Source organism: Desulfolutivibrio sulfodismutans DSM 3696 (assembly GCF_013376455.1).
In the GTDB taxonomy this organism is placed as follows: domain Bacteria; phylum Desulfobacterota; class Desulfovibrionia; order Desulfovibrionales; family Desulfovibrionaceae; genus Desulfolutivibrio; species Desulfolutivibrio sulfodismutans.
Genome location: NZ_CP045504.1, coordinates 3,282,851 through 3,304,974, shown reverse-complemented (window position 1 = coordinate 3,304,974; position 22,124 = coordinate 3,282,851). Strand labels below are relative to the sequence as shown.

General features: G+C 62.0%; 17 protein-coding genes and 1 pseudogene. 10 read left to right on the top strand and 8 right to left on the bottom strand.

Annotation, left to right across the window (positions count from 1 at the left end; genetic code table 11):
* Window positions 1-16 precede the first annotated feature (16 nt).
* The 3 genes from GD606_RS15110 to GD606_RS15100 form a co-directional block, all read right to left on the bottom strand.
* Complete coding sequence (locus GD606_RS15110; protein ID WP_163301418.1) at window positions 17-1,189, bottom strand: glycosyltransferase family 4 protein; 1,173 nt, start codon at window positions 1,187-1,189, stop codon at window positions 17-19.
* 133 nt (window positions 1,190-1,322) lie between these two features.
* A complete protein-coding gene (locus tag GD606_RS15105) occupies window positions 1,323-2,468 on the bottom strand; it encodes a glycosyltransferase (protein WP_163301419.1) in 1,146 nt (381 codons plus the stop codon).
* 20 nt (window positions 2,469-2,488) lie between these two features.
* Entirely contained in the window at window positions 2,489-3,304 is an 816-nt protein-coding gene (locus GD606_RS15100; protein ID WP_163301420.1) for a P-loop NTPase family protein, read from the bottom strand.
* Between the two features lie 279 nt (window positions 3,305-3,583).
* Here GD606_RS15100 and GD606_RS15095 point away from each other — a divergent pair, with 279 nt between their 5' ends.
* From GD606_RS15095 to GD606_RS15080, 4 genes are all read left to right on the top strand, one after another.
* Complete coding sequence (locus tag GD606_RS15095; RefSeq protein WP_163301421.1) at window positions 3,584-5,731, top strand: SpoIIE family protein phosphatase; 2,148 nt, start codon at window positions 3,584-3,586, stop codon at window positions 5,729-5,731.
* A 14-nt stretch (window positions 5,732-5,745) separates the two neighbouring features.
* Complete coding sequence (locus tag GD606_RS15090) at window positions 5,746-5,925, top strand: hypothetical protein (RefSeq protein WP_163301422.1); 180 nt, start codon at window positions 5,746-5,748, stop codon at window positions 5,923-5,925.
* Between the two features lie 244 nt (window positions 5,926-6,169).
* Window positions 6,170-7,222: a hypothetical protein gene (locus tag GD606_RS15085; protein ID WP_163301423.1), complete on the top strand. Its 1,053-nt coding sequence runs from the start codon at window positions 6,170-6,172 to the stop codon at window positions 7,220-7,222.
* Window positions 7,223-7,225: 3 nt separating this feature from the next.
* Window positions 7,226-9,865 carry a c-type cytochrome gene (locus GD606_RS15080; protein WP_163301424.1) on the top strand — a complete coding sequence of 880 codons (2,640 nt, stop codon included), beginning with the start codon at window positions 7,226-7,228 and terminating at the stop codon, window positions 9,863-9,865.
* 97 nt (window positions 9,866-9,962) lie between these two features.
* On the opposite strand, the gene GD606_RS15075 is transcribed toward GD606_RS15080, so the two are convergent.
* A complete protein-coding gene (locus GD606_RS15075; RefSeq protein WP_163301408.1) occupies window positions 9,963-10,145 on the bottom strand; it encodes a hypothetical protein in 183 nt (60 codons plus the stop codon).
* A 288-nt stretch (window positions 10,146-10,433) separates the two neighbouring features.
* On the opposite strand from GD606_RS15075, the gene GD606_RS15070 reads away from it, so the two are divergent.
* Together GD606_RS15070 and GD606_RS15065 are read left to right on the top strand one after the other, a co-directional pair.
* Window positions 10,434-12,197, top strand: a complete 1,764-nt coding sequence (locus tag GD606_RS15070; protein WP_211922120.1) for a peptidoglycan-binding protein — start codon at window positions 10,434-10,436, stop codon at window positions 12,195-12,197.
* A 51-nt stretch (window positions 12,198-12,248) separates the two neighbouring features.
* Complete coding sequence (locus GD606_RS15065) at window positions 12,249-13,454, top strand: hypothetical protein (RefSeq protein ID WP_163301425.1); 1,206 nt, start codon at window positions 12,249-12,251, stop codon at window positions 13,452-13,454.
* Between the two features lie 107 nt (window positions 13,455-13,561).
* On the opposite strand, the gene GD606_RS15060 is transcribed toward GD606_RS15065, so the two are convergent.
* Window positions 13,562-14,941: an MATE family efflux transporter gene (locus tag GD606_RS15060; RefSeq protein WP_163301426.1), complete on the bottom strand. Its 1,380-nt coding sequence runs from the start codon at window positions 14,939-14,941 to the stop codon at window positions 13,562-13,564.
* Window positions 14,942-15,257: 316 nt separating this feature from the next.
* Window positions 15,258-16,377: pseudogene (locus tag GD606_RS20955) on the bottom strand (IS3 family transposase).
* A gap of 426 nt (window positions 16,378-16,803) precedes the next feature.
* On the opposite strand from GD606_RS20955, the gene GD606_RS15045 reads away from it, so the two are divergent.
* The 3 genes from GD606_RS15045 (at window position 16,804) to GD606_RS15035 (ending at window position 18,466) form a co-directional block, all read left to right on the top strand.
* Window positions 16,804-17,529: a sulfotransferase gene (locus tag GD606_RS15045; protein WP_163301429.1), complete on the top strand. Its 726-nt coding sequence runs from the start codon at window positions 16,804-16,806 to the stop codon at window positions 17,527-17,529.
* Between the two features lie 68 nt (window positions 17,530-17,597).
* Window positions 17,598-17,861 (top strand): IS66 family insertion sequence element accessory protein TnpA, encoded by a 264-nt coding sequence (tnpA, locus tag GD606_RS15040; RefSeq protein WP_163301430.1) that lies wholly within the window; start codon window positions 17,598-17,600, stop codon window positions 17,859-17,861.
* A gap of 26 nt (window positions 17,862-17,887) precedes the next feature.
* Window positions 17,888-18,466: a DDE-type integrase/transposase/recombinase gene (locus tag GD606_RS15035; RefSeq protein ID WP_163301431.1), complete on the top strand. Its 579-nt coding sequence runs from the start codon at window positions 17,888-17,890 to the stop codon at window positions 18,464-18,466.
* On the opposite strand, the gene GD606_RS15030 is transcribed toward GD606_RS15035, so the two are convergent.
* Window positions 18,458-18,637, bottom strand: a complete 180-nt coding sequence (locus GD606_RS15030; protein ID WP_163301432.1) for a hypothetical protein — start codon at window positions 18,635-18,637, stop codon at window positions 18,458-18,460. The two genes, GD606_RS15035 and GD606_RS15030, sit on opposite strands and share 9 nt — an antisense overlap.
* A gap of 416 nt (window positions 18,638-19,053) precedes the next feature.
* Between GD606_RS15030 and GD606_RS15025 the strand changes: the two genes are divergently transcribed.
* Complete coding sequence (locus GD606_RS15025) at window positions 19,054-21,102, top strand: hypothetical protein (RefSeq protein ID WP_163301433.1); 2,049 nt, start codon at window positions 19,054-19,056, stop codon at window positions 21,100-21,102.
* Between the two features lie 193 nt (window positions 21,103-21,295).
* Here the strand turns inward: GD606_RS15025 and GD606_RS15020 are convergent, their stop codons facing one another.
* A complete protein-coding gene (locus GD606_RS15020) occupies window positions 21,296-22,042 on the bottom strand; it encodes a polysaccharide deacetylase family protein (RefSeq protein ID WP_163301434.1) in 747 nt (248 codons plus the stop codon).
* Window positions 22,043-22,124 lie beyond the last annotated feature (82 nt).

The window sequence follows — 22,124 nt, the reverse complement described above, 5'->3', positions numbered from 1 at the left end:
AGTCGTCTGTTGTCGCTCATGGGCGCTCCGTTTTCCCGCGTTCCGGGGACGTCCGGTCCAACGCCCGGTTGTAAAGGGCTGCCAGGGCGTCGGCCGCCCTCTCCCAACTGAACGCCTCTTTCACCCGCCTTCTGCCCCGCTCCCCAATGTCGGATCGAAGGTCCGGGGAGGCCGCGGCCGCCTCCAGGAGGGTCCCCAGGACCGAGACATCCCCCACGGGGAAAAACCAGGGATGATCGTCCCCCAGGGCCTCCCGGTGCGGCGCGATGTCGCTGGCCAGGCACGGGATGCCGTAGGACATGGCCTCAAGAAGCGTCAGGGGGAACCCCTCCAGATCCGAGGCGGTGACGAAGACCATGGCCCCGGCGAACAGGGCGGCCAGTTCCGCATCGAACCGGTAACCGGTGAACACCACCGCCGGACATCCCCCGGCCTGCTGGCGAAGCCGCTTTGCATAGCCCGCCCCCGAGGCCTCGTCCCCGACCACGGCCAGGGGCATCGGGTCGGCCATGCCCAGCACGGCGGCCACCATGTCCTCCACCCGCTTTTCCGGGGTCAGCCGCCCCACGGACAGGGCATAGCCGCCCGGGTCCAGGCCCATGTCCGCCAGGCGCCCGGTATCGGCCTTTCCCGGGAGGGCGACGCCGTTGTGGATGACCTCGCAGTCGCAGTGAAACCGCTCCCGGTAGGATATGGCCAGGTCTTTTGAGACCATGATCCGCACATCGGTCAGCCGGGCCGAAAACCATTCGCCCAGACGCAGGGCCAGGGCGGCCGGGCCGTTCCATTTGCGCCGCCGCCAGTCCAGGCCGCCACAGGTGAAAAAGACCGTGGCCCGGGGCAACACAAGGCGCACCAGGGGCAACAGCAGGCACGGCCCCTGGGAATAGACGTGCACGATGCGCGGCCGGGAAACAAAGGCCATGTGCAGCACGGACAAAAAGGTATGCACCAGGGCCTCGAAATGGGTGGAACGCGGCGCGGGCAGGGTCTTGACGGCGACCCCCCGATGGCTGGCCACCCCGGCCTCCACGTACCCCCGGCGGGCGTAGACCAGGATGTCGAAGCCCCTGGCCGCCAGTCGGGAATACAATTCCTCGCATTGGCGCTCCACGCCGCCCCAGGTGGCCGGGATGCCCCGGGTTCCGGTCACGGCGATCAGACGTCCGGCATCGGTTGCCCGGGTCATGCGCATTCCTCTGGCGACGTTCCCGCCCCCCGCCCGGCGGCGGCGGTGACGGCCGATTCCCTGTCCGCCGGATGACCGCGTGTCTGGCGGCGCAAAAAATTCGTTTTCATAACGGTGATGACCGAACGCAATACTAGGCCCACATCGCCTGATAGGCCGCCGCAACGTTCCGGATGTCGAAAAACCGCCGGGCCTTGTCGCGGGCGGCCTTCCCCAGGGCCCTGGCCATGGCCGGATCGGCGATCAGCGCGACAATGGCCCGGGCCATGGCCCGGACGTCGCCAGCCGGAACCAGCAAGGCCTGCCCGGGGTCGAGGAGCTCCCGGTTCCCCGGGATGTCCGTGGCCACAATGGGCTTGGCCGCCGCCATGGACTCCATGAGCGACAGGGAGGTCCCCTCCCAGACCGAGGCCACGGCCACCATGTCCGCCGCGCCAAGCAACTCGGGGATGTCGCTGCGCGCCCCCAGGAAGCGGACCCGGTCGGCAACGCCCAACTCCCGGGCCATACGGGCCAGATCGTCTTCCCGGCTGCCCGCCCCGGCGAGGCACAGGCGGACCCGGGGCTGGCTTTCGGCCATCTCGGCCAGGGCCGCAAGCAGGATGTCCTGGCGCTTCTGGTCTTCCAGACGGCCGATGTTCAAAATCAAAAAATCGTCCGGCCCGGCCCCGCACTCGCGACGGGCCGCAGCGGACGGGACCATGGCCTCGAAACGGGCCACGTCCACGCCGTTGACCACGCAGGCCAGCCGGGGCGGCGCAAGGCCCAGCTCCCGGCGAAGGACATGCTCGGTCTGCCGGGACACGGCCACCACCCGCCAGGCCAGGCGGTACAGGACGGCCAGGGAGACGCGGTGCAGGAGGTTTCGCGGATCGCCCGCCGGGCGCTCATGATACAGGATGGGGTTGTGGACCGTGACCAGGGTCTTGCGGACCCCGGCCAGCCTCCCGGCCACTATGCCGACGATCTCGGCGTCCCCCAGGTGGCACTGCACCACGTCCGCCTTCAGGCGTCGGCTCAGGCGCACCACGTCGCGCACCCCGCAAAGGAAATACGCGAGGAAACGCCCGGGAGAGAAGATGGACGGCCGCTTCCGGCCCAGGGCCGCAACCTCGGCCCCCGCCGCCAGGAACCGCTCCCGCATGGCCAGATCGGGTTGCAGGACGCACACGACGGTCTTCTGCCCGGGCGGCGCCTGCCGCGCCAAGAGCAGAACCAGTTCCTGGGCGCCCCCGACGTTAAGGGCGTCGATCACATGCAACACCACGCGCGCAGTCATGTTCCCTTTGTCCGCGGGGACTATTTCAGGAGTTTGTAGAGCGACTGGGGAACGCTGTAACGCCGGGCGTTGAGAATGACCCCCTGCGGCGTGACGCCCGCGGCCTTGAAGGCCTCGAGCAGGGCGTTGAGCACCTCGCGCCGGGTGATCGCAAAACGGCAGACCAGGAGGTTCACGTCCACGGACTTGGCCATGGTGGCCGTCCATGGGGCAGTCAGCACGGATTGGGCGTCGATGATCATGATGTCGCAGCGTTCCCGGGCGTAGGCCAAAAGCGTTTCCATGACGTTGCGCTCGGGCAAAAGCCAGGGCAAGGCATGCTGCCCCCCGGCAAGGGTGAGGCTCATGACGTAAAGCCCGGGAACGTCGGAGGCCATGACCAGACTGTCCAGATCCTCGCCCGTGGTCAGCCGGTCGATGACCTCCTCGGGGGATGGCCCGGCCGGGGCCTCCGCAGCGGCCATGGAATCGGCGATATTCACGTAGAGCACCTTGTGGCCGTAGGTCTGGGCCAGGTAAAGGCTCAAACGCTCGGACACGTAGGTTACGCCCTCTCCATTGGAGGCGGAGGTCAAAAGCACGCTGCTGGGGGCCTTGCCCCGCGTCAGGAGGATGTTGCTCCAAATGGCGTCAAATTGCTGCTTGAGGCGGGGAAGAATCCGATCAAGGGACAAAATCTCGCAGAACCGCTCGTTCTTTCGACCGAATTCCGTGGCCTCCGTGTCCACTGTTTCGTTTCGCACGATGCGAAACAGACGCTGATTCTGTCCGTTACCGCCATTTCGGACAATTCCCAAAAGCCTTTCCGTCGATCCCAGACCATTTGTTTTCGGCATGCTCAAACCTTTCTGGAAAAAGTGCGGTACGATGAACCTTACAGCATCAACGTGGAATTCCTGTATACCCGTAATCTGAAAAAAATGCACCAAGGAAGTCGCAGCCGCACCCGTATATTTTCGTTCGATCCCTCTGTCTTCCGGAGCCGGAGACAAACGACGGCCAGCGCGCCTTCTTCACTGTCACTGGATGCTTAACCCATTGCCGTTGCTCCCGTACGGAGATATCATCAGCACTATGAACCTGCCCGCCCGTTGTGTTCCCCCGGGAGTCAAGCCATGAAGCTCGGCTGGAAGCTCTTCTTTCTGCTTTTGGGCTTTTCCCTGGTGCCGTTCGTAGCCTTGCGCCTCAACGCCGTGCGCGGCATGGAGCGACTGGGGGAGGAACTGTCCGGGCATGTGACGACCTTTTTGGTCCGCGAGGCAACGGGCCGCATGGCCGATCTGGTGGAAGACCATGCCCGGCTTCTGCAGGCCAAGCGGGACAATCTGGCCCTGCTCCTGCGGCTCCAGGCGGGCGAGGTGCAAAAACGTCTGCTCGGCCCCGCTCCGGACTCGGCCGCAGGCAGTCCCTTTCTGATCAGACTCCGGAACCCGGGCCAGCCGCGACACGACGGGTCGGCGGATTCGGGCTATCGGCTGCTTGGGCCGGACGGCGTCCTGTCCCCGGCCGTGCTCACGGACGCCCCCCTGCTCTTCACCGCCCCGCCCGGCGTTTCCCTACGCGCCCTGCGCCCGGAGATGGCCCGGCTCAGGCCTCTGGCGGACGATGTCGCACATCCCGGCCGACCTGACGGCCCGCCCCTGTGGCGGGTGGTGGCCCTCGCCAACGGCCTGACCGCCGTGACAACTACCGAAGGCAGGCATCCCGGACTGTTCGATCCCCGCGACTCCTTCTGGTACCGCTCGGCCATGGCCGCCGGGCCCACGGACGATCCCGTGTGGACCCTGCCCTACATGGCTCCGGCCCTGGAGCGCATCGTCCTGACCGTGGCCCTGGCCATGCGCGACGCCTCGGGAGAAACCCTCGGGGTCACGGCCATCACCACCCCCCTGGACGATCTGCTGGCCGAACTGACCCCCGGCGGACACATCTCCCACGAACTGGCCTCGTTTCTGGTCACCGCCGTCACGCCCGCCGATGCTCGGGAGGGTGAACGGCAACTGCTGGCCGCCGCCGGATCGCGGCCCGGGCGCGGCCGCCACGGCTGGCTGACCCGGGTGGAGCCGGAACATGTGCGCTCGGAAAACCAGGAGATTTTCACCGAGGTGGCCCGGGACGTGGCCGAGGGGCGGGCCGGGGTGCGCCGTCTGTCCTTCGAGGGCCGCGACAGCCTGTGGGCCTATGCCCCGGCCGGGCCGGGGCAGGCCCTGCTCCAGATCGCGCCTGTGGCCGAGGTGCTTGCCGAGGCGTCGGCTGCGGCAAGCTACGTGGAACGGCGCATCGCCGAGCAGGTCGCGTTTTCCGGCATCGTGGCCGCCGCAGTCATGCTGGTGCTCTTTCCGGCCACGCTTCTCGGGGCGCGCACCGTGACCCGCCCGGCCGCCGATCTGGCCCGGGCGGCGCGCAGGCTGGCCACGGGGGATTTTACGGCCCGGGCTCATCCCAAAGGCCACGACGAACTGGCCGAACTGGGACGCATCTTCAACGCCATGGCCCCGCAACTGGCGGACAGGGTACGCATGCGCGAATCCCTGGAACTGGCCATGGAGGTGCAGTTGCGGCTTTTGCCCAAGGCCCCGCCCCGCCTGGCCGCGCTGGATATGGCGGCCTTGAGCATCTACTGCGATGAAACCGGCGGGGATTATTACGATTTTTTTGAATTCACGGGCGCCAAGAAGGGCCGGGTGGGCATGGTGGTGGGCGATGTGTGCGGCCATGGCGTGGGGGCGGCCCTGCTCATGGCCACGGCCAGGGCCCTGGTGCGCCCCCGGGCGGCCCTGGACGCCACGCCCGGCACGGTGGTGGCCGGGGTAAACCGGGATCTGTGCCTGGACACCATGGGCACGGGCCGGTTCATGACCCTTTATTACGTCGAAATCGACCCGGCCGGGCGGTCCCTGCGCTGGGCGCGGGCCGGGCACGATCCGGCCATGCTCTACGATCCGGGAACCGGCTCGTTCACGGAACTGGGCGGCCGGGGCATGCCCTTGGGCGTCCTGGACGACGCCGCCTACCAGGACATGCAGCTTGAGGCCGTCCCGGCCGGGGCGGTGCTGGTGGTGGGCTCCGACGGCATCTGGGAAAGCCGGAACGCCGATGGGGAGATGTTCGGGAAAACGCGCCTGGAGCACGTCGTGCGCCAGACGGCCGAACGCGGCGCAGCGGCTGTGGTGGCGGCCGTGGCCCAGGCATTGGACGATTTTCGCGGCGACGCCCCCCAGGAGGACGACGTGACCCTGGTGGTCGTGGCCTTCACCTCATGACAGGAGAATGTCGCATGTACCAGACCGAACACGAGGCCAAGTTCAAATACTGTCCGTTGCTCATGACCCATGACGACAAGATGAAGTTCTGCCAGGGGCCCATGTGCATGATGTGGCGCAACGCCTCCTCGCCGCAAAACGAGGACAAGGGCTATTGCGGGCTGGCCGGGCGGCCCGAGGGCGCGCGGGGCTGATGCGCCTTTCGCCCGCACCGGCGCCAGGGTCGGCGGGCCATCCCTTTGTATTGAATACTGGAAAAGTATGAAAATACTTTCGTGCAAACTTCCCGCTTTCCAGAGACGCGCGAGTATGCGACAGCATTAGTGTCTTCCCGGTTTGCGCCGACCCGTCGGCACTGTTACGCGGCACGGTGAACCTGCCCACCGCCACATCCGGATTTTCGTGCGGCGGTTCACCCAAAAAGGAGGTCGATACGAAATGGACCCGGCATCCCTTGCCCCGCCGCTGGTGACCATTCCCGCCCCCTGGGGAATCTTCGAGGCGCTTTTGCTTCTGACCTTCACCGCCCATCTCCTGTTCATGAACGTCATCCTGGGCGGGACGTTCATCGCCCTGGCCAGCAACGGGCGCAGGCGCTCCCCCACCCCGTCCCTGGCCAGAACCCTGCCCACCGTCCTGGCCCTGACGGTCAACCTGGGTGTGCCGCCGCTGCTTTTTGTATCCGTGCTCCTTGGCGGCTATCTGTACACGGCGGCGGTGCTGTCGGCGGTCTCTTGGCTGGCGGTCCCCGCCCTGGCCATGGCCGCCTATTATCTGCTCTACATATTCAGCTACGGGATGAAAAAAGGCGTCACACGCACCCCGGCCCTGGCTCTGGCCGCAGTGCTCCTTTTGGGCGTCAGCTTCATCATGACCAACATCATGAGCCTTTTGCAGCGCCCCGAGGCCTGGATGGCCTACTTCGCCACCCCCGGGGGAACCATTTTGAATCTCGGCGACCCCACGTTTTTCCCGCGCTGGCTGCACTTCGTCACCGCCTCCCTGGCCGTGGGCGGTCTTTTCATCGCCGTGAAAAACGCCCCGGCGGCGGCCCGGCACGAGGTGGCGGCCAAGGCCAGAATGTCCCTGGGGCTGGCCTGGTTCAACCGGGCCACCATGGTCCAGATCGCCCTGGGGGTCTGGTTTCTCCTGGCCCTGCCCACCGAGGTGATGCTCCTTTTTATGGGCAAAAGCGGCCTGCATACGACGGTCTTTCTGGCGGGTCTTTTGGCCGTGGCCGCCGCCCTGGCCTTCGGCCTGCGCGGCCAGCCCATGCGGGCGGCCCTGGCCGTCGTGGCTACGGCGGCGCTCATGGCCGGCATGCGCGACTTGGTGCGCACGGCCTATCTGGCGCCGTACGTTCATCCCGACAGACTGGCCGTGTCCCCGCAGTACGGGCCCCTGGCGGTCTTTCTCCTCTGTCTTTTGGCCGTGATCGGACTCAGCTGGTACATGGCGACGCTCTACAGGCGTTCGCAAGGGAGGGCCTAGGACATGGACTATCCTGTCTGGCAGATCGCGGCCACCGGCGGGGGGTTCTGGATCGCGCTCATCGCCACGGTCCACGTCTTCGTGGCCCATTTCGCCGTGGGCGGTGGGCTGTTCCTGGTTTTGACCGAGACCAAGGGACACCGGGAGAACTCCCCGGCCATCCTGGACTACGTCAAATCCCACACCACGTTTTTCCTGCTTCTGACCATGGTTTTCGGCGGGCTTTCCGGCGTGGCCATCTGGTTCACCATCGCCGTGCTCTCCCCGGGCGGCACGCTCACCCTGGTCAACGCCTTCGTCTGGGGCTGGGCCACGGAATGGACGTTTTTTTTGGGGGAAATCGCGGCCCTTCTGATCTACCACTATTCCTTCGGCAAGATGGCCCCCAGGGACCACCTGCGCGTGGGCTGGCTCTATTTCATCTTCGCCTGGCTGTCGCTTCTCACGATAAACGGCATCATCGGGGTGATGCTCACCCCCGGGGCCTGGGCCACGACCAACGACTTCTGGGACGGCATGTTCAACCCGTCGTTTTGGCCGTCGCTTTTCTTCCGGTCCTTTCTGGCGTTTCTGCTGGCCGGACTGTTCGGATTCGTGACCGCCGTCCGAGTCAAGGAGCCCGCCGCCCGGGAACGGGTGGTGCGCTCATGCGTCATGTGGGCCGTGCTCTCCCTGCCGCTTCTGGCCCTGTCCGGCTGGTGGTACCTGACCGTTTTGCCCCCATCGACCCTGGACTTCATCCTGCGCGGCTCGGCCGAAATCACGCCGTATCTCCAGGCGTTGCCGGTGATCGCCGTGGCCGTGGGCGTCTTCGCCCTGCTGATGGCCGTGCGCCTGCCGCTTTCCGTGCGCACCCCGGTGGCCGCCCTGCTCCTGGTTCTGGGCTTTGGCGTGGTGGGGGCCTTCGAATACATCCGCGAGGCCGGGCGGCGGCCCTTCATCATCCAGGAGCGCCTATGGTCCACGGGCATCGCCCCGGCCCGGGCCGAACCCCTGTCCGACCCTTTTTTGCCCCGCGCCGCCTGGGCCAGGAACAAGGACGTCACTGCGGAAAACCGCCTGGACGCCGGGAGGGAGCTCTACGCCTTCCAGTGTCTGTCCTGCCACAGCCTGTCTGGCCCCATGAAGGACATCCGCAGATATACCGGACATATCGGCAACGAGGGCGTGGCCGCCTACATCATCGGGCAGGGCCGCCTCTTCAAGCAGATGCCGCCCTTTGTGGGCAGCCCGGCCGAACGCGACGCCCTGGCCGCCTACATCACCTCAACGGTCAACGGCCGTCCCCTGGACAAACCCGTGGTGGCGGACATCAAGACCCTGCCCCTGGACATTCCGGCCTTTGCTCCGGACACGGCCTCACACCTGCTTTTGTCCTGGTGTACGCTGGGCCTCAAATGCATCACCGACGCCGACGGCTTTTTCACCTTTCTGCCGCCGGGCAGCGCCGTGGGCGCGGTCCTTATCCGACGCGACGTGGTTCCGGAGGTGGTCACGGACGGGGTGGAGATCACCTACGCGGCCCCGGAGGGGTTCAAGCATCCCTCCAGGCATGTGGACTTCTGGAAGTACGCCCCCTCGCTCATCGGCAAGGAGCCCAAGCCCGACCAGTCCGCCGGGGGCAAGGGCCTGGACGGATCCCTGGCCTACAACGAAAAATCCAAGACCTTCGAGGCCGCCGGAATCCCTGTGGTTCCCTATGCCGACGACGGGTCCGTGAACCCCTATCCGCTGTTCACCCTCACCGCCACGGACAAGGCCACGGGCCAGGTGGTGGCGCAGACCAAAACGGTCCTGCCCGTGTCCACGGAAATGAGCTGCTGGAAATGCCACGGCGGCGCGTTCCGCAAGGGCGGGGTCACGGGCATCGCAGGGGGCACGGCCGAAGGCATATTGACCGTCCACGACAAGCGCAGCGGCACGGATCTGGCGGCCAGGGCCGCAGCCGGACAGCCCGTCATGTGCCAGAGCTGCCATCCCGACGCCCTGTTCGACGCCGCAGCCGATCCCAAACGCCTGAACCTCTCGGCGGCCATGCACGGCTTCCACGTCAACTACATGACCGGCCAGGGCGAGGATGCCTGCGCCAACTGCCACCCGGACAGCCATACGGGAGTCACCCGCTGCCTGCGCGACAACCACTCCGCCAAGGGTATCGGCTGCGCCTCCTGCCACGGCTATCTGGAGGACCACGCCCTGTCCGTGCTTCGCTCGGAACAGGCGGCAGGCAAGGAGCGGGCGGAAATCTTCATGAAAAACATCCGTCCGCGCCTGGTTCCGCAGACCGCAGACATCAATCCGCGTCTGGCCTGGATACAGGAACCGGACTGCCTGACCTGCCACAAGGACTTCACCATGGCGGAAAGGGACGCCAAGGCCTTCAACGTCTGGGTCAAGGACCGTTCCGGGCTGTACCGCAGCCGCAAGGAAGACACGGGAAACGTGCCCTGCATCGCCTGCCACGGCGCGCCACACGCCACCTACGTGGCGAACAACGCCTACGGCAAGAACCGGGACAACGTGCAGCCCATCCAGTATATGGGTTTTTCCGGGGTCATCGGCAGCAAGGGCCGCTGCGACGTCTGCCACACCGTGGAGATGGAGGGCAGCGAGGTGCATCACCCGAACATGGTCAGGGAGTGATCGACAATTCCCACGCGGGATGAAGGATAAACGGGCGGTGTGACGCGATGCGTCCCACCGCCCGTTTGCGTTGCAGGCCAGGCGGCGTCAGGAGACGTCAGGGGGGAGCGGCCCCGGCGGCCTGTTCGATGACCCGCATGCGCCGCCATTTGCCGCCCCGGTAGCGCAGCCACATGAGCCCGGCCAGGGCCACGACGTAGGCCGTCAGAAAGGCCCAGGCCGCATACACCCCGGCCCCGAAGGTCAAAACCGCCGCATAGGTGGGCAGGATCATCACCAAGATGGACGCCCGTTTCCATTTGGTCGCGTAGAGGAAATTCCCTCCGACGTTCGTTTCTCCCCCTGACGCGCCACCGCACTCGCGGACCCGCGAGCAAAATATTTCTTGACGAATATATTCATCTCGATAATATCATGCTATCTTTAAAAAATCGAATAACTAACGATTTGCCAGAAATATTGTCCCTTTTTTTGCGTTATTCCGAGCAAATACCTTTCAAGTAACAACTAGGATGTATTTTTCGATTCAAATACAGTAAACCATGAACACCGGACAGGAAGAAAAAACATGTTCACAGGAAAGGACATCCTTGAGGTCGCCACACGCCATCTCGGAGAAAAATACGTCTACGGCTGCGAGTGCCCGCTTGGCAATCCAGCCTGGACTGGTCCCTGGGACTGCGCGGAGTTCGTTTCCTGGTGCGCCTATCAGGCCTACAAGATCGTGTTCGGAGCCAAGCCCGAGGGGCTGCACAAGGCCAACGCCTATTCCGGCTACTGGGCCAGCGATGCCCGGGAAAAAAACGCCGTTATCGCCCTTGCCGACGCCTGCGGCATTCCTGGCGCCATCCTGGTCCGCATTCCCAGATCCGACGCCGTACATCGCGATGGGCATGTGGCCATCTCGCTCGGAACGGGTGAGGCCGTGGAGGCCAGGGGGACGCGCTTCGGGGTGGGAATCTTCCCCGTGGCCGGTCGCCCCTGGAGCATGGGAGTTCTCCTCCCCGGCGTCACCTACGAGCCGCCCAAGGCCATTTTGGGGCTCACTGACGCCGCCACGCCATGTTTCGAGTTGGATTCGCCCTACCAACGAGGCCCGGCAATCCGGACCATCCAGGCCGCCCTGGCGGCCAACGGCATACACCCTGGGGCCATGGACGGCGTCTTCGGCCCCATGCTTCATGCCGCCGTGCTGGCCTTCCAAGCCGCCCGGGGACTGACGCCTGACGGCATCGTTGGTTCCGAGACGGCACAGGCGCTTGGAATATCTTGGCCTATCCCGCTCTTGGCCGACGATCTGTGGAGTGCGGCGTCCCCCCCTACTACTCCGGCCCGGCCTGACGAACCCGGCCCCGAGGATGTACGCCCAGCGAACGCCGACCCGGCGCAGGATAACGCCGTCACCTTCACCTTCGAGTTTGCCTCGGGGCGGCATTACGCCACCGCCTCGACCGGCATGCGACTGTGCCTGGGCTCGCCTCAGCACCATGTGGACGACATGCCCCGGCTGGGTTTGGCCCAAAAGCCCGCCCATCTGGCCCACCTCGCCATAGCCGGGGTTTACGACCCGAAAGACTTCGACGCCAGCCACCCTGGCTGGAGCGCCTTTCTCCACCCGACCATCCTGGCCGAAAGCGGCGGCTATTTCGGACGGATTAATTCCTACGATCGGGCGGGATTCACCTTCGGATGCCCCCAATTCGCCGCCCATACCCCGGGGGCCAACCTTATCCTGCTCTTTCGCCGGCTTCTGACGCTGCCGACAGCCCGTTCCTACTTTCCAGACCTGAGTTTGGAAACGGATGGGCAGGGTGAACCCCGGGTCCATTGCCTGGATCAGCACGGGCGTATGCAAAACCTGGAAACGGCAAGCCAGGTGTTGCGGCCGAATGGGCGCACGGAGCTGCAGCTGCTGGACTTCATGCGCTATCTCAACGCAAACCCGGTGGAGGTAGATCAGGCGGAACTTCTGGCCCTGGCCCGACTCATACTCTGGTGCGTGGAGGACGACGAGGCCCGGAGGGCCCAGGTGGATCTGGCCGTGACGACCTCCCAAAAGAAACTGGCCGCCGCTGCAAAAAAGATCCCCGACCTCGAGGGAAAGCCCTGGCAGGAGGCCTGCATGGTATTCGACATCCTGCACCAGGGGCGTGGGCGCTATGCCGATATCGCTGCCGCCCTGGAGGAGCATGATCCGCTTGAGGCCTTAAGCAGGGTCAGCATCGGCCCTCTGCCCGTGCAGCGCATCAAGACCGTGCGGGCGGTGATGGACGCAATCACGCAGCAAGGCGTGCTCAATGACTGGTCGCCATGGGATGACATTTTTGGCTAAATGGCCACATGGAATATCGGCATAATATCCATAAAGGAGGGAATCAAAACCATGCTGCGACTTGTAATACTTATTATATACATTTCAATGATCTTATCATCACCTGGCACAGCACTCGCGACACAAGGCTTTATAAAGGAAGGTGTCAGAGCTCTTTCATCCGAACCAAACTACCCATGTAGAAGTCAAGGTAGTGAATGCTATGGAATAGTTGACTATCTTCCTGTCGGGACCGTGCTAGAATACGATGAGAACCAAACCATATATATAATCCACCTTGACGAAGGATCACGACATGCATATGTGCCTACACAATGCACATCTGGAACACCTTGCTACATTTTAAAAAAACAGATTAAAGACATCGGAAACGACAGATACCTCATCGTTTCAAATCCAAGCGAACCTGTTAAAACCCATACGCTTAATTCGAGCATCGACAATCAGACATGCACAAATGACAACACTTTCTCTTATGACGCAACCGCATACGCAAAGATCATAGCGGAAGAAAACGACTTTTACATCATTGAAATCAATAATGTAAAATCAAAAGTGATGAAGCGATACATTGAACACGGATATGTCAAACTTATAGACAAAAACACTGCCCGTGAATCGGTAACTTCTATTGAAGAACAGGCTGTGGCAGACTCATTCAGAGACCTCATCGCCACGGCCGAAGAAAGAATAACGGAAAAAATACCTGAAAGCTTGGTTACAACTTTTTTTTCCTTCCCGGAGCGTCTCCTCTGCCTCTCAGAGGCAGCTATCTCTGCGGAATCCGGATTCAAATTTCTTAGCAATGGACTCAGTATTAATTTCGACTTCGAACTATTACAAAAAGACACTATTCTCTATCCACAAAAAGTCTCACTTCGCATCGGGAACAAGCATCTTTCTTTCTTCAGTATCTCAACAATTAAATGCGAAGACGGCAGACCAAAAATACTTTCAGGATATTACATCGTTCCTATTAACAACCAAAACAATATTTTTTCAAATACATCGTCAGTCTTCATATCAAACAATAGAAACGTAAATAAAAAATGCAAAGCATATTCTATCGAACATGTCAGAATGCCTTACATTATCCACGATCATCGATCATATACAGCTGCCTACAAGAACATAAAAAATCAAACCGACAACAGCGATTCCTTCCTCGACAATCAAGATACCAACTTGCGCGATCAAATTTATCGCTATATCTTACTTGAGAACTCCTGTTTTACTCGCACAGAAGCCGTGAAATAACGTGAACAGCGACGCATGGCGGCCCGGAGTCGGATACGGGGCATCCGGCAGCGGGCTGAAGCGCCATACCACCACCTCCCCGATCCGCCATATGGCGGGACGAACGCCTATCCCGCCCCCTCGATGACCCGCATGCGCCGCCATTTGCCGCCCCGGTAGCGCAGCCACATGAGCCCGGCCAAGGCCACGACGTAGGCCGTCAGAAAGGCCCAGGCCGCATACACCCCGGCCCCGAAGGTCTCCACCGCCACGTAGGTGGGCAGGATCATCACCAAGATGGCCGCGCCGCCCATGGACAACATGAGATAGCGGCTGTCGCCCGCCCCCTTGAGCGCCCCGAAGAGGATCATGCCTACGGCGTCGAAGATCGAATAGACGGCCACGAAACGCATCAGCCAGACCCCGGTTGCGGTGATGGCCGCATATCCGGCGGCATCCAAGTCCCGGGGCCGGAACAGAACCAAAAACACCTCGGGAAAAACCACGAACAGCAGGGCCACGGCGGTCATGTAGCCCAGCGTCAGGCGAAGCGTGGCCATGGTGTCGCGATGGGCGGCATCGGGATCGCCCGCGCCCAGGGCCTGGCCCACCAGGGTGCTGGCCGCAACCGAGAACCCGACCATGGGCAAAAAGGTCAGGGTGTTGATGGAGAAGACGATGTTGGTGGCCGCCAGTTCTTCCTTGCCGATGCGTCCCACCAAAAAGACGAAAAAGGTGATGGCGAAGATGTCCAGGAAGAACTGGACGCCGCCGGGCAGGCCGTATTTCATAAGCCGCGTGAAAAGATCGCGATCCAGGGCCCATGCGCTTCTGACCCGGAAAAGCCGCTCGTTTTTTTGGGTGAAGATGAGCGCCGTAAAAAGCGCCGCGCTCACGGCCCCCCCGGCCACGGTGGCCAGGGCCGCTCCCCGGATGCCCAGTTCGGGAAACCCGAAGGCCCCGTAGATCAGGGCGTAGTCCAGGGGGATGTTGAGGATCGCCCCCGTCAGGTTAACCGCCATGACCACCCGGGTCAGCCCCCGGCCGGTGAAAAAACCCGAAAAGGCGGCGTCCAGGATGGCGAACACCCCGCCCAGCATCAGAATGCGAAAATACGGCTCCTCCAGGACGCGCACGTCGTGCGGATGTCCGGCCAGGGCGAAAAGCGGCCCGGCCAGAAGCGAGGCCGCCGCTGAAAACACCCCGGCCAGCAGGCAGAACCACACCCCCTGCCACAGGGCCGCCCCCACGCGCTGCGGACGCCCGGCCCCGGTGTACTGGGCGATGAACACCCCGGTGTACCCGGCCGTGCCGATGAAAAAGGACAGAATGGCGAAGGAGGCGATGCCTGCGGGCATGGCGGCGGCGATGGCGTCGAGGGAATAGTTGCCCAGAAACATCCGGTCGGTAAAAAGCATGAGCGTGGTGGCGCCCATGCTGACCACCAGGGGCAGACCGATGGCCAAAACGCGCCGGTAGGCGCCCCGGTGTGCGGCTGTGGAAGACATGATGTGGCTCGCGATGTGAAAAATATTTCCAAAGAAAAAGAGTATAGCCTTACCTGTGAATCGATTGTGCGTCAAGGATGAGGCGAACTTTGCGCCCCGGACCGCCGGGGCCCGCAGCGGTGGGCGGCAGCCAGGCCGCTGGCCGGAGAAGGTACGCCTGTCCGCGGGGTTCCGCCCTTGGATGCATGGATTGGACCTGGCTTCCGGAGAATAGACCTTGCACAAACACTGCACATTGATGTTGGAGGATAACTTGCGGTGGACCCGGATGGTTGGACAGTTTTGCGGGGAGGTGGAGCTCTCGTCCGGTTGCTGCTCATGCCGCCTTCGAGGCTATTTGTCCTTCTCTGTATACGTCCATGAGGCGACAACCGTCAAAGGCCGTATGCGGTCGCTGCTCATTGTAAAAGCGGACCCGGTTTCCAATCGCCTGCCGGGCCTGGATGGCGGTTTCCAACTCTCGCAGGGAGAGGCGCGCCCATTTCACGTAAGCGCCACAGGCGTTCGATGAAGGCATTGTCCATCCACCGGCCCTTGCCATCCATGAAAATGGATACCTCGGCGTCCTTGAGAGCCTGGGTGAATGCCTGGCTGGTGCATTGCGACCCCTGGTCCATGTTGAAAATTTCAGGAAACCCATACCTCTTCATGGCCTCTTCCCGTGCGACGATGCAGAAATCCGTATCCATGGCGTTGGACAAGCGCCAGGACAGCACCGCCAAGATGTGCCAGTCCATGATCGCCACCAGATACAGGGCTCCGCGATTCATTAGCACATGCGTGATATCGGCGTACTACGCGTGATTTGGTCGATCGACCTGTAAACCACGCCGCAGGCACGAATAAACCTTGCGCTCAGGATGCGGGACGCTGGTCCTTGGTTTTTGATAAATGGCCAGCGCCCCATCTTGCGCATCAAGCGCCTGACGCGAGCACGCCCCACCACGATGCCCTGATTGTTTCCGTGCCGATGCATCTGGCGTGACCCGTAAAACGGCGTCTCCAAAAATTGCTCGTCAATACGCCGCATCAGATCGAGATTTACGACCTTTTCTCCCGTGGGGCGATGATACCATGTTGATCTGGCCAACCCGAGCATCCGGCACTGCCGGGAAATACTGCATCGCGGATGATCACGATCAACCATCCCGCGCCTTCGCTGGCGACGCACCGTTTTGCGAAGGCTCGCTCTCAAAAATCCTTTTCCACCGTGAGTTGGCCGATCTTGGCGTGCAATTCCTTGATCTCGGCAGCGGCATCTATTTTCACGGCCGCCGTTTTCCCGGAAAAGGACGCCACCATGCCTTCCTTGGCTTGACGCTTCCAGCCCGCGATCACCGTTGGCGTACGTCGTACTTGCTGGTCAACTCGCCGGACAGGGTTTCAAACGCCACCTTGGCCTTACACTCAGCCGAAAACTTCCGTCGCTTGGACATCGGAAACCATCCTCCTCGCTTGAGGAGCATAGCTTGACCGACTGTCCAATTTTCCGCGACCACCTCAGACGTCACTGCGAGAGGACTCTTCGGCTGAGAAACTGGCGTTGCATTCCACAAATAAATGAGGTGACTTTCACAACACCTTGAAATAAACTACACTTATAGGTATTGACGTAGATCAAACTTTTCAAAAATCGCACTCGGCGTGTTGATCCGACAATGCCTCTCCTGCCGAATAGGCTGCCATGAGCCGATGCGTGCCCTGGTATCGGCGTGGAGCGATGAAAAAATAATCGCCAAGCCTACGTGGCCTGGCGACTCACGACAGATGATGCTCGAATCAATCTGAAACGCTTGTATCCGACAACTTAAACTGTACCATGTATCAGGCCTAACGTCTCTGTAATTTTAAGAAGGAAGAAGATGACACACACAGGCAATCCTCTGCTGGTAATCGGCGTTGGACGCGGAGGAACTTCTCTTTTGACCGCATGCCTCGATGGACATCCAGACATCAGTATGAGAAGCGAATTTCATACAGCAAGGGTGCTTATTGGAGATGATTTTCCTGTTACATCAACAGAAAACATACTTAATGAAAGGCTGCAGGCCCTCCGGTCCATTTTCGATGAAGATATTTCGCGACACCATGGGAAAATATGGGGGAATAAAATTACAACAGAGCAGTTGTATGGACTTGAAGAGTGCAACACAATAAATGTGTCATGCGTTGACGTTCTGTCTCAGTTTGTTTCCACAATGCATGGGTATAGGATAATATACATTGCGCGGCACGGAGCCTCGTGTATCGATTCCAAGGTTCGAAGAACTGGTCAACCCCTGCTGCGCGCAGCACTCCGCTGGTGCTATGGAGTTCGGGTATTTGAGCGTCTCATGCAGTTGGGGGCCATCACGTATTGGTGCAAGTATGAGGATCTGGTCTCCGAACCACGAAGGATCCTAAATGAAATGTGTGCCGCCCTCGATATCGATTTCAACGAAAACATGCTCGGTCAAACACAGAATCCGTTGCTCATTCCAGAATACCGGTATGAGCGATTTCTCTCAGAAAAAGCGTATGCCATTCCGGAATTGCCTCAGGAACTTGCCTCCTTCATCCGTCCATGGCTCCACCGGATGGGCTATTGACGGCTGACCTTTCCCCCAAAAGATATCCCAGTTATGAGTTCGTGACTTCGGCCAGCGAGGTCGTGCCCATGAGGAAGAGCCGATACAGCGAGGCACAGATCATCGAGATTCTCAAGCAGGCGGAAGCGGGGATGACGGTAGCCGCTTTATGCCGTGAGCATGGGATGTCCGATGCGACGTTTTACAAATGGCGCAGCAAGTACGGCGGCCTGGAGGTGTCCGAGGCGGTACGCTTGCGGGGCCTTGAAGAGGAAAACCTGCGCCTGAAACGGCTTGTCGTCGAGTTAGCTCTGGATAACCAGGTGCTCAAGGAAGTCCTGGAAAAAAACTGATAGAGCCCGCCGAACGCCGCTTGGCCGTGCGCCACACCATTGAGGCGCATGGTTATTCCGAGCTGCGGGCCTGCCAGTTGATAGGCATGAACCGTCGGACATACCGGCGGCCAGTCAAGCCGGATCGAGACGCCGAACTACGCCGCCGGTTGCGTGAACTGGCTGAAGATCGCCGACGTTTCGGCAGCCCTCGGCTGCACATCCTGTTACGACGTGAAGGTTATGTCGTGAACCATAAACGGGTCGAGCGGGTGTACCGGGAAGAAGGGCTATCGTTACGGCTGAGACGACGTCGCAAACACCCGAGCCGTTTACGCGTGGTGACGCCTGGCCCCACGGAGTCGAATCAGCATTGGGCGATGGATTTCGTAAGCGACAGCCTGGACAATGGCCGCCGCATCCGGGTGCTGACGGTGGTGGACCTTTGGGACCGGCGAAGTCCTTGCCTGGAGCCGGGTCAATCCATAACGGGGGAACGTGTTGCCAGGATGCTGGAAGCGTTGAGGCTCAAAGGAGAATGCCCCCAGACCATTCGATTGGACAATGGTCCTGAATTTACCAGCAAGGCGTTGGACGCTTTGCGCATGCGCACGGAGTCAAACTAAGGAGGCGATGCCTGCGGGCATGGCGGAGGCGATGGCGTCGAGGGAATAGTTGCCCAGAAACATCCGGTCGGTAAAAAGCATGAGCGTGGTGGCGCCCATGCTGACCACCAGGGGCAGGCCGATGGCCAGAACGAGCCGGTATGCGCCCCGGTGTGCGGCATTGGAAGACATGACATGGCTCGCGATGTGAAAAGTATTTCCAAAGAAAAAGTGTATAATATTACCTGTGAATCGATTGTGCGTTAAGGATGAGGCGAACTTTGCGCCCCGGACCGCCGGGGCTTGCAACGGTTGGCGGCAGCCAGGCCGCTGGCCGGAGAAGGTACGCCCGCCCCGGTGTTCCGACCCCGGCATGACGGCCCAGAGCGAGCTGCCAGTGGATACGCCTTGCACAAACACTACACATTGATGTAGGATAAAAAATCTTCAAAATAGACGCTTTCTTCTTTCCGACGTCACGCCCGCCCGCAGTCGCCGTCCGCGCGACTGCCGCATCTTGAGCAACGCACTGGCCGCCCAATGACGATGTACACGCGCTTGTTCGCGAAAAGTCGCAGGACGCCTGCGCCATCTCGGGAGGGAAAAACGTGATTTGCACGAAGAATGCTTTGCGCATGGCCTGGTTCGGCATGGCCCTGTTCGTCTTCTGCGGCCTTTCAAACCTGGCCACGGCCCAAACCTGGACCTCCCTGGCTCCCACGCCCACCGGCAACACCCTAAACGATGCCTACAGCCCGGACGGCGGGACAACCACCTATTTCGTCGGCGATGCAGGGACCATCCTCAAGCGCACCGGATCCACCGTCACCTTCATGACCTCCGGAACCACCGCCCCCATAAAGGGCATCCACGGCCGCTCGGCCACAGACATCTGGGCCGTGGGCGGCAACGGCGCGGCGGCAACCGTGTCCGATCCCACCCGTTCGGTGCTCCTGCATTTCAACGGCACGACCTGGACGGCCACAACGCCGCCGACTGTCCAGGGCTGGGACGGCCTGTACACCATGGCCGACGTCTGGGTGTCCGCCACGGGCGGGGCCTATGCCATCAGCGACCTGTCCGGCGCCCCGGCCAAATGGAACGCCGCCCAGAGCAAATGGGAGTTCGAGGGCGTCACCGACCCCCTGGGCGTGGTTTCCGACTGGGGATTTCGTCTGGAGTCCATCTTCGGATTTTCCGACTCCGACATCTTCGCCGTGGGCACCTACGGCACGATTCTTCACCGCGACGCCACGGGCTGGACGGTCATGGCCCAGCTGGAAGCCGGAGGCTCCATGAGCTTCAACCTGCTCCAGGCCGTCTGGGGGCCCGACGCCGACAACGTGTTCGCCAGCGGCAATTCGGGCCAGATCTTCCGGCTGAAGCGGTCCGTCTCCCCTACTACCTGGGTGCAGGTCAACACCGGCGGCGGCATCCTCGACGGATACGATTTGTCGGCCATGAGCGGTTCAGGGGCAAACGACATCTGGTTCGTGGGACTGGCCGGGGTCATCCGGCAGTGGGTGGGGACGAACAACGCCCTGGTCAACCGCGACGACCCGGCCATGAAGGCCCGCCACGCCATCGTGCCCGCTTCAGGCGGATACCTGCTCGGCGGCGACTACGGCCTGATGGAGAGCATGAACGGGACCACCGGGGCCAGGCAGACCCTGAACACCCCGGCCAAAATCACCACGAACCTGAAGGCTGCGGTTTTTACCGACCGCCTGTGGATCGTCCCGGAATGGACCGGCCAGTCCATCGGCATCTACGCCTGGAACGGCGGCCAGATGACCGCCCACCCCATCGCCACCCTGGCGGAAAACAGCTTCACCAAGACCTTCAAGGGGTTTTCCGCATCGGACATGTGGCTGTCGGTGATCGACACCGCCACCATGAACGGCCTCACCCTGCGCGGCAACGGCTCCAGTTGGACCGCCTGGACGCCCCCCGGCAGCGTGGGCAGTTCCCCGCCGCTGCTTGACGTGGCCAAGACCGCCTCGGGCGGCTACGCCGTCCTCCAGGACGCCAACGGCAACGGCAGTCCCTGCATGGTGGAAAGCACGTTCATGAACTGCCTCAATGGCGGAATCGACTACTACTACAAGTCCATGGCCGCTTCCCCCAACGGGGACGTGCATGCCGTGGGCCTGGACGGCAAGGTGGCCCGGTGGCACAGCGGGGCTTGGAGCACATCCGTGGTGGGCGCAAACGGCGACGACCTGTACGCCGTGGCCGCCACCACGAACATGGTGGTGGCCGTGGGCGAAAACGGGGCCGCCTTCTACAGCACCGACGGCGCCTCCTGGTCCCCGGTGACAGGCATCCCCCGCGTCGCGCCGCCGGAGGCGGGTTATCCGCTGTATTCCTTCTCGTCCATCGTTCATGCCGGAGGCGGCGTGTTCTGGGCGGCGCTCAACACGTCGAGCCGGTACACCGATGGCAACAAGGCCTACCTGTACCGCATCCAAAACGGCGTGGGGCAACTTGTGGAGGGTGGGTTCTCATCCCCGGTCTACGGGATGACGGCCAGCATCGAACAAAACGCGTCATTCACCGTGGGCGAGCACGGCGCGGTCATGACCACCAACCCGGACTTCACGGAAGTCACCGGAGGGTCCATCCCGCCGATGCTGCATCTGCTGCTCGGCCAATAGGCCCGGAGTGGCCGCCGTCCGGCTTCTGGCCGGACGGCGGCCGCGACGCCACACCCCGTACGCCGTACGGCGCTCCTTCCCAGGCGCCTCACGCCAGAACGTGCAGCCTCGACGCCTGCGCGCAGTACGTCTTGAAGGCTTAGGCCACGCCCACTCCCCCGGCACAGGTGCGCACAGCGCCGACGCCAACGCCTCAGTACGTCTCCACAATTTCCTTGAGCTTTTGCACCGACACGGCATGGCCGCCCAGACGCGGGATGGCCCGAGGATTGACGTTGCCGTCGAAGGGCCGATAGCCGGTGACGAACATGAGCTGGTAGCCGTTTTGGGCCAAAAGCTCCCCGAAAACGTCGTTGCCGTGGCCGTAGGGATAGGCGTAATATTTGGGATACGAGCCGAAGATTTCAAAAAAGCGTTTCCGCGAGGCGCTCAGGTCGGAACGCAAAAAAGCCAGGTAGGCGTCGCGGCTGCCATGCTTGCTGACCTGGAGCCGCGTGGAGTGGCTGAAGGAATGGTCCGCAAAGGTGACCTTGGGCCAGGCCTTGAGCTTTTCGATGTCAGCGGCGCTCAGGCTGGCCTTGGAGGCCGGATTGGCCATGTAGGCCATAGGCAGAAACAGGGTGAACGGCAGGTCATATTTTTTCAAAAGCTCAAAGGCCTGCATGACCGAGGACCAGCCGTCGTCGATGGTGATGACCACCGTGCGCGGCGGGAAACTCTCCCCACGCGCGATGTAGCCCGCAAATTCGTCCATGGAGAGGACGTTGGCGTTCTCCTTGAGATATTTCAGATGGGCCTCGAATACGTCCATGGGCATGGACATGCTGGACCGGTGGCCGTCGAACCGGTGATAGCCGATGACCGTGGCCGAGGCGGCCTGGGCGATATCCGGAACAACGAGCGTCAGGCACAGAAAAAAAAGTCGCAGGAGAGAGGGCATGCGGGTTTCCGTTGCAGTTTGGGTCCACACGGCGCGGCGCGGCTTTCGCGCCCGGCCGACGTTCCACGGGCCCTTGGCGACG

Bases quoted from the DNA above. Each gene is read 5' to 3' on its own strand.
- GD606_RS15110 (WP_163301418.1), bottom strand. From the start codon at position 1,189: ATGACCCGGGCAACCGATGCCGGACGTCTGATCGCCGTGACCGGAACC.
- GD606_RS15105 (WP_163301419.1), bottom strand. From the start codon at position 2,468: ATGACTGCGCGCGTGGTGTTGCATGTGATCGACGCCCTTAACGTCGGG.
- GD606_RS15100 (WP_163301420.1), bottom strand. From the start codon at position 3,304: ATGCCGAAAACAAATGGTCTGGGATCGACGGAAAGGCTTTTGGGAATT.
- GD606_RS15095 (WP_163301421.1), top strand. From the start codon at position 3,584: ATGAAGCTCGGCTGGAAGCTCTTCTTTCTGCTTTTGGGCTTTTCCCTG.
- GD606_RS15090 (WP_163301422.1), top strand. From the start codon at position 5,746: ATGTACCAGACCGAACACGAGGCCAAGTTCAAATACTGTCCGTTGCTC.
- GD606_RS15085 (WP_163301423.1), top strand. From the start codon at position 6,170: ATGGACCCGGCATCCCTTGCCCCGCCGCTGGTGACCATTCCCGCCCCC.
- GD606_RS15080 (WP_163301424.1), top strand. From the start codon at position 7,226: ATGGACTATCCTGTCTGGCAGATCGCGGCCACCGGCGGGGGGTTCTGG.
- GD606_RS15070 (WP_211922120.1), top strand. From the start codon at position 10,434: ATGTTCACAGGAAAGGACATCCTTGAGGTCGCCACACGCCATCTCGGA.
- GD606_RS15065 (WP_163301425.1), top strand. From the start codon at position 12,249: ATGCTGCGACTTGTAATACTTATTATATACATTTCAATGATCTTATCA.
- GD606_RS15060 (WP_163301426.1), bottom strand. From the start codon at position 14,941: ATGTCTTCCACAGCCGCACACCGGGGCGCCTACCGGCGCGTTTTGGCC.
- GD606_RS15045 (WP_163301429.1), top strand. From the start codon at position 16,804: ATGACACACACAGGCAATCCTCTGCTGGTAATCGGCGTTGGACGCGGA.
- tnpA (WP_163301430.1), top strand. From the start codon at position 17,598: ATGAGGAAGAGCCGATACAGCGAGGCACAGATCATCGAGATTCTCAAG.
- GD606_RS15030 (WP_163301432.1), bottom strand. From the start codon at position 18,637: ATGTCTTCCAATGCCGCACACCGGGGCGCATACCGGCTCGTTCTGGCC.
- GD606_RS15020 (WP_163301434.1), bottom strand. From the start codon at position 22,042: ATGCCCTCTCTCCTGCGACTTTTTTTTCTGTGCCTGACGCTCGTTGTT.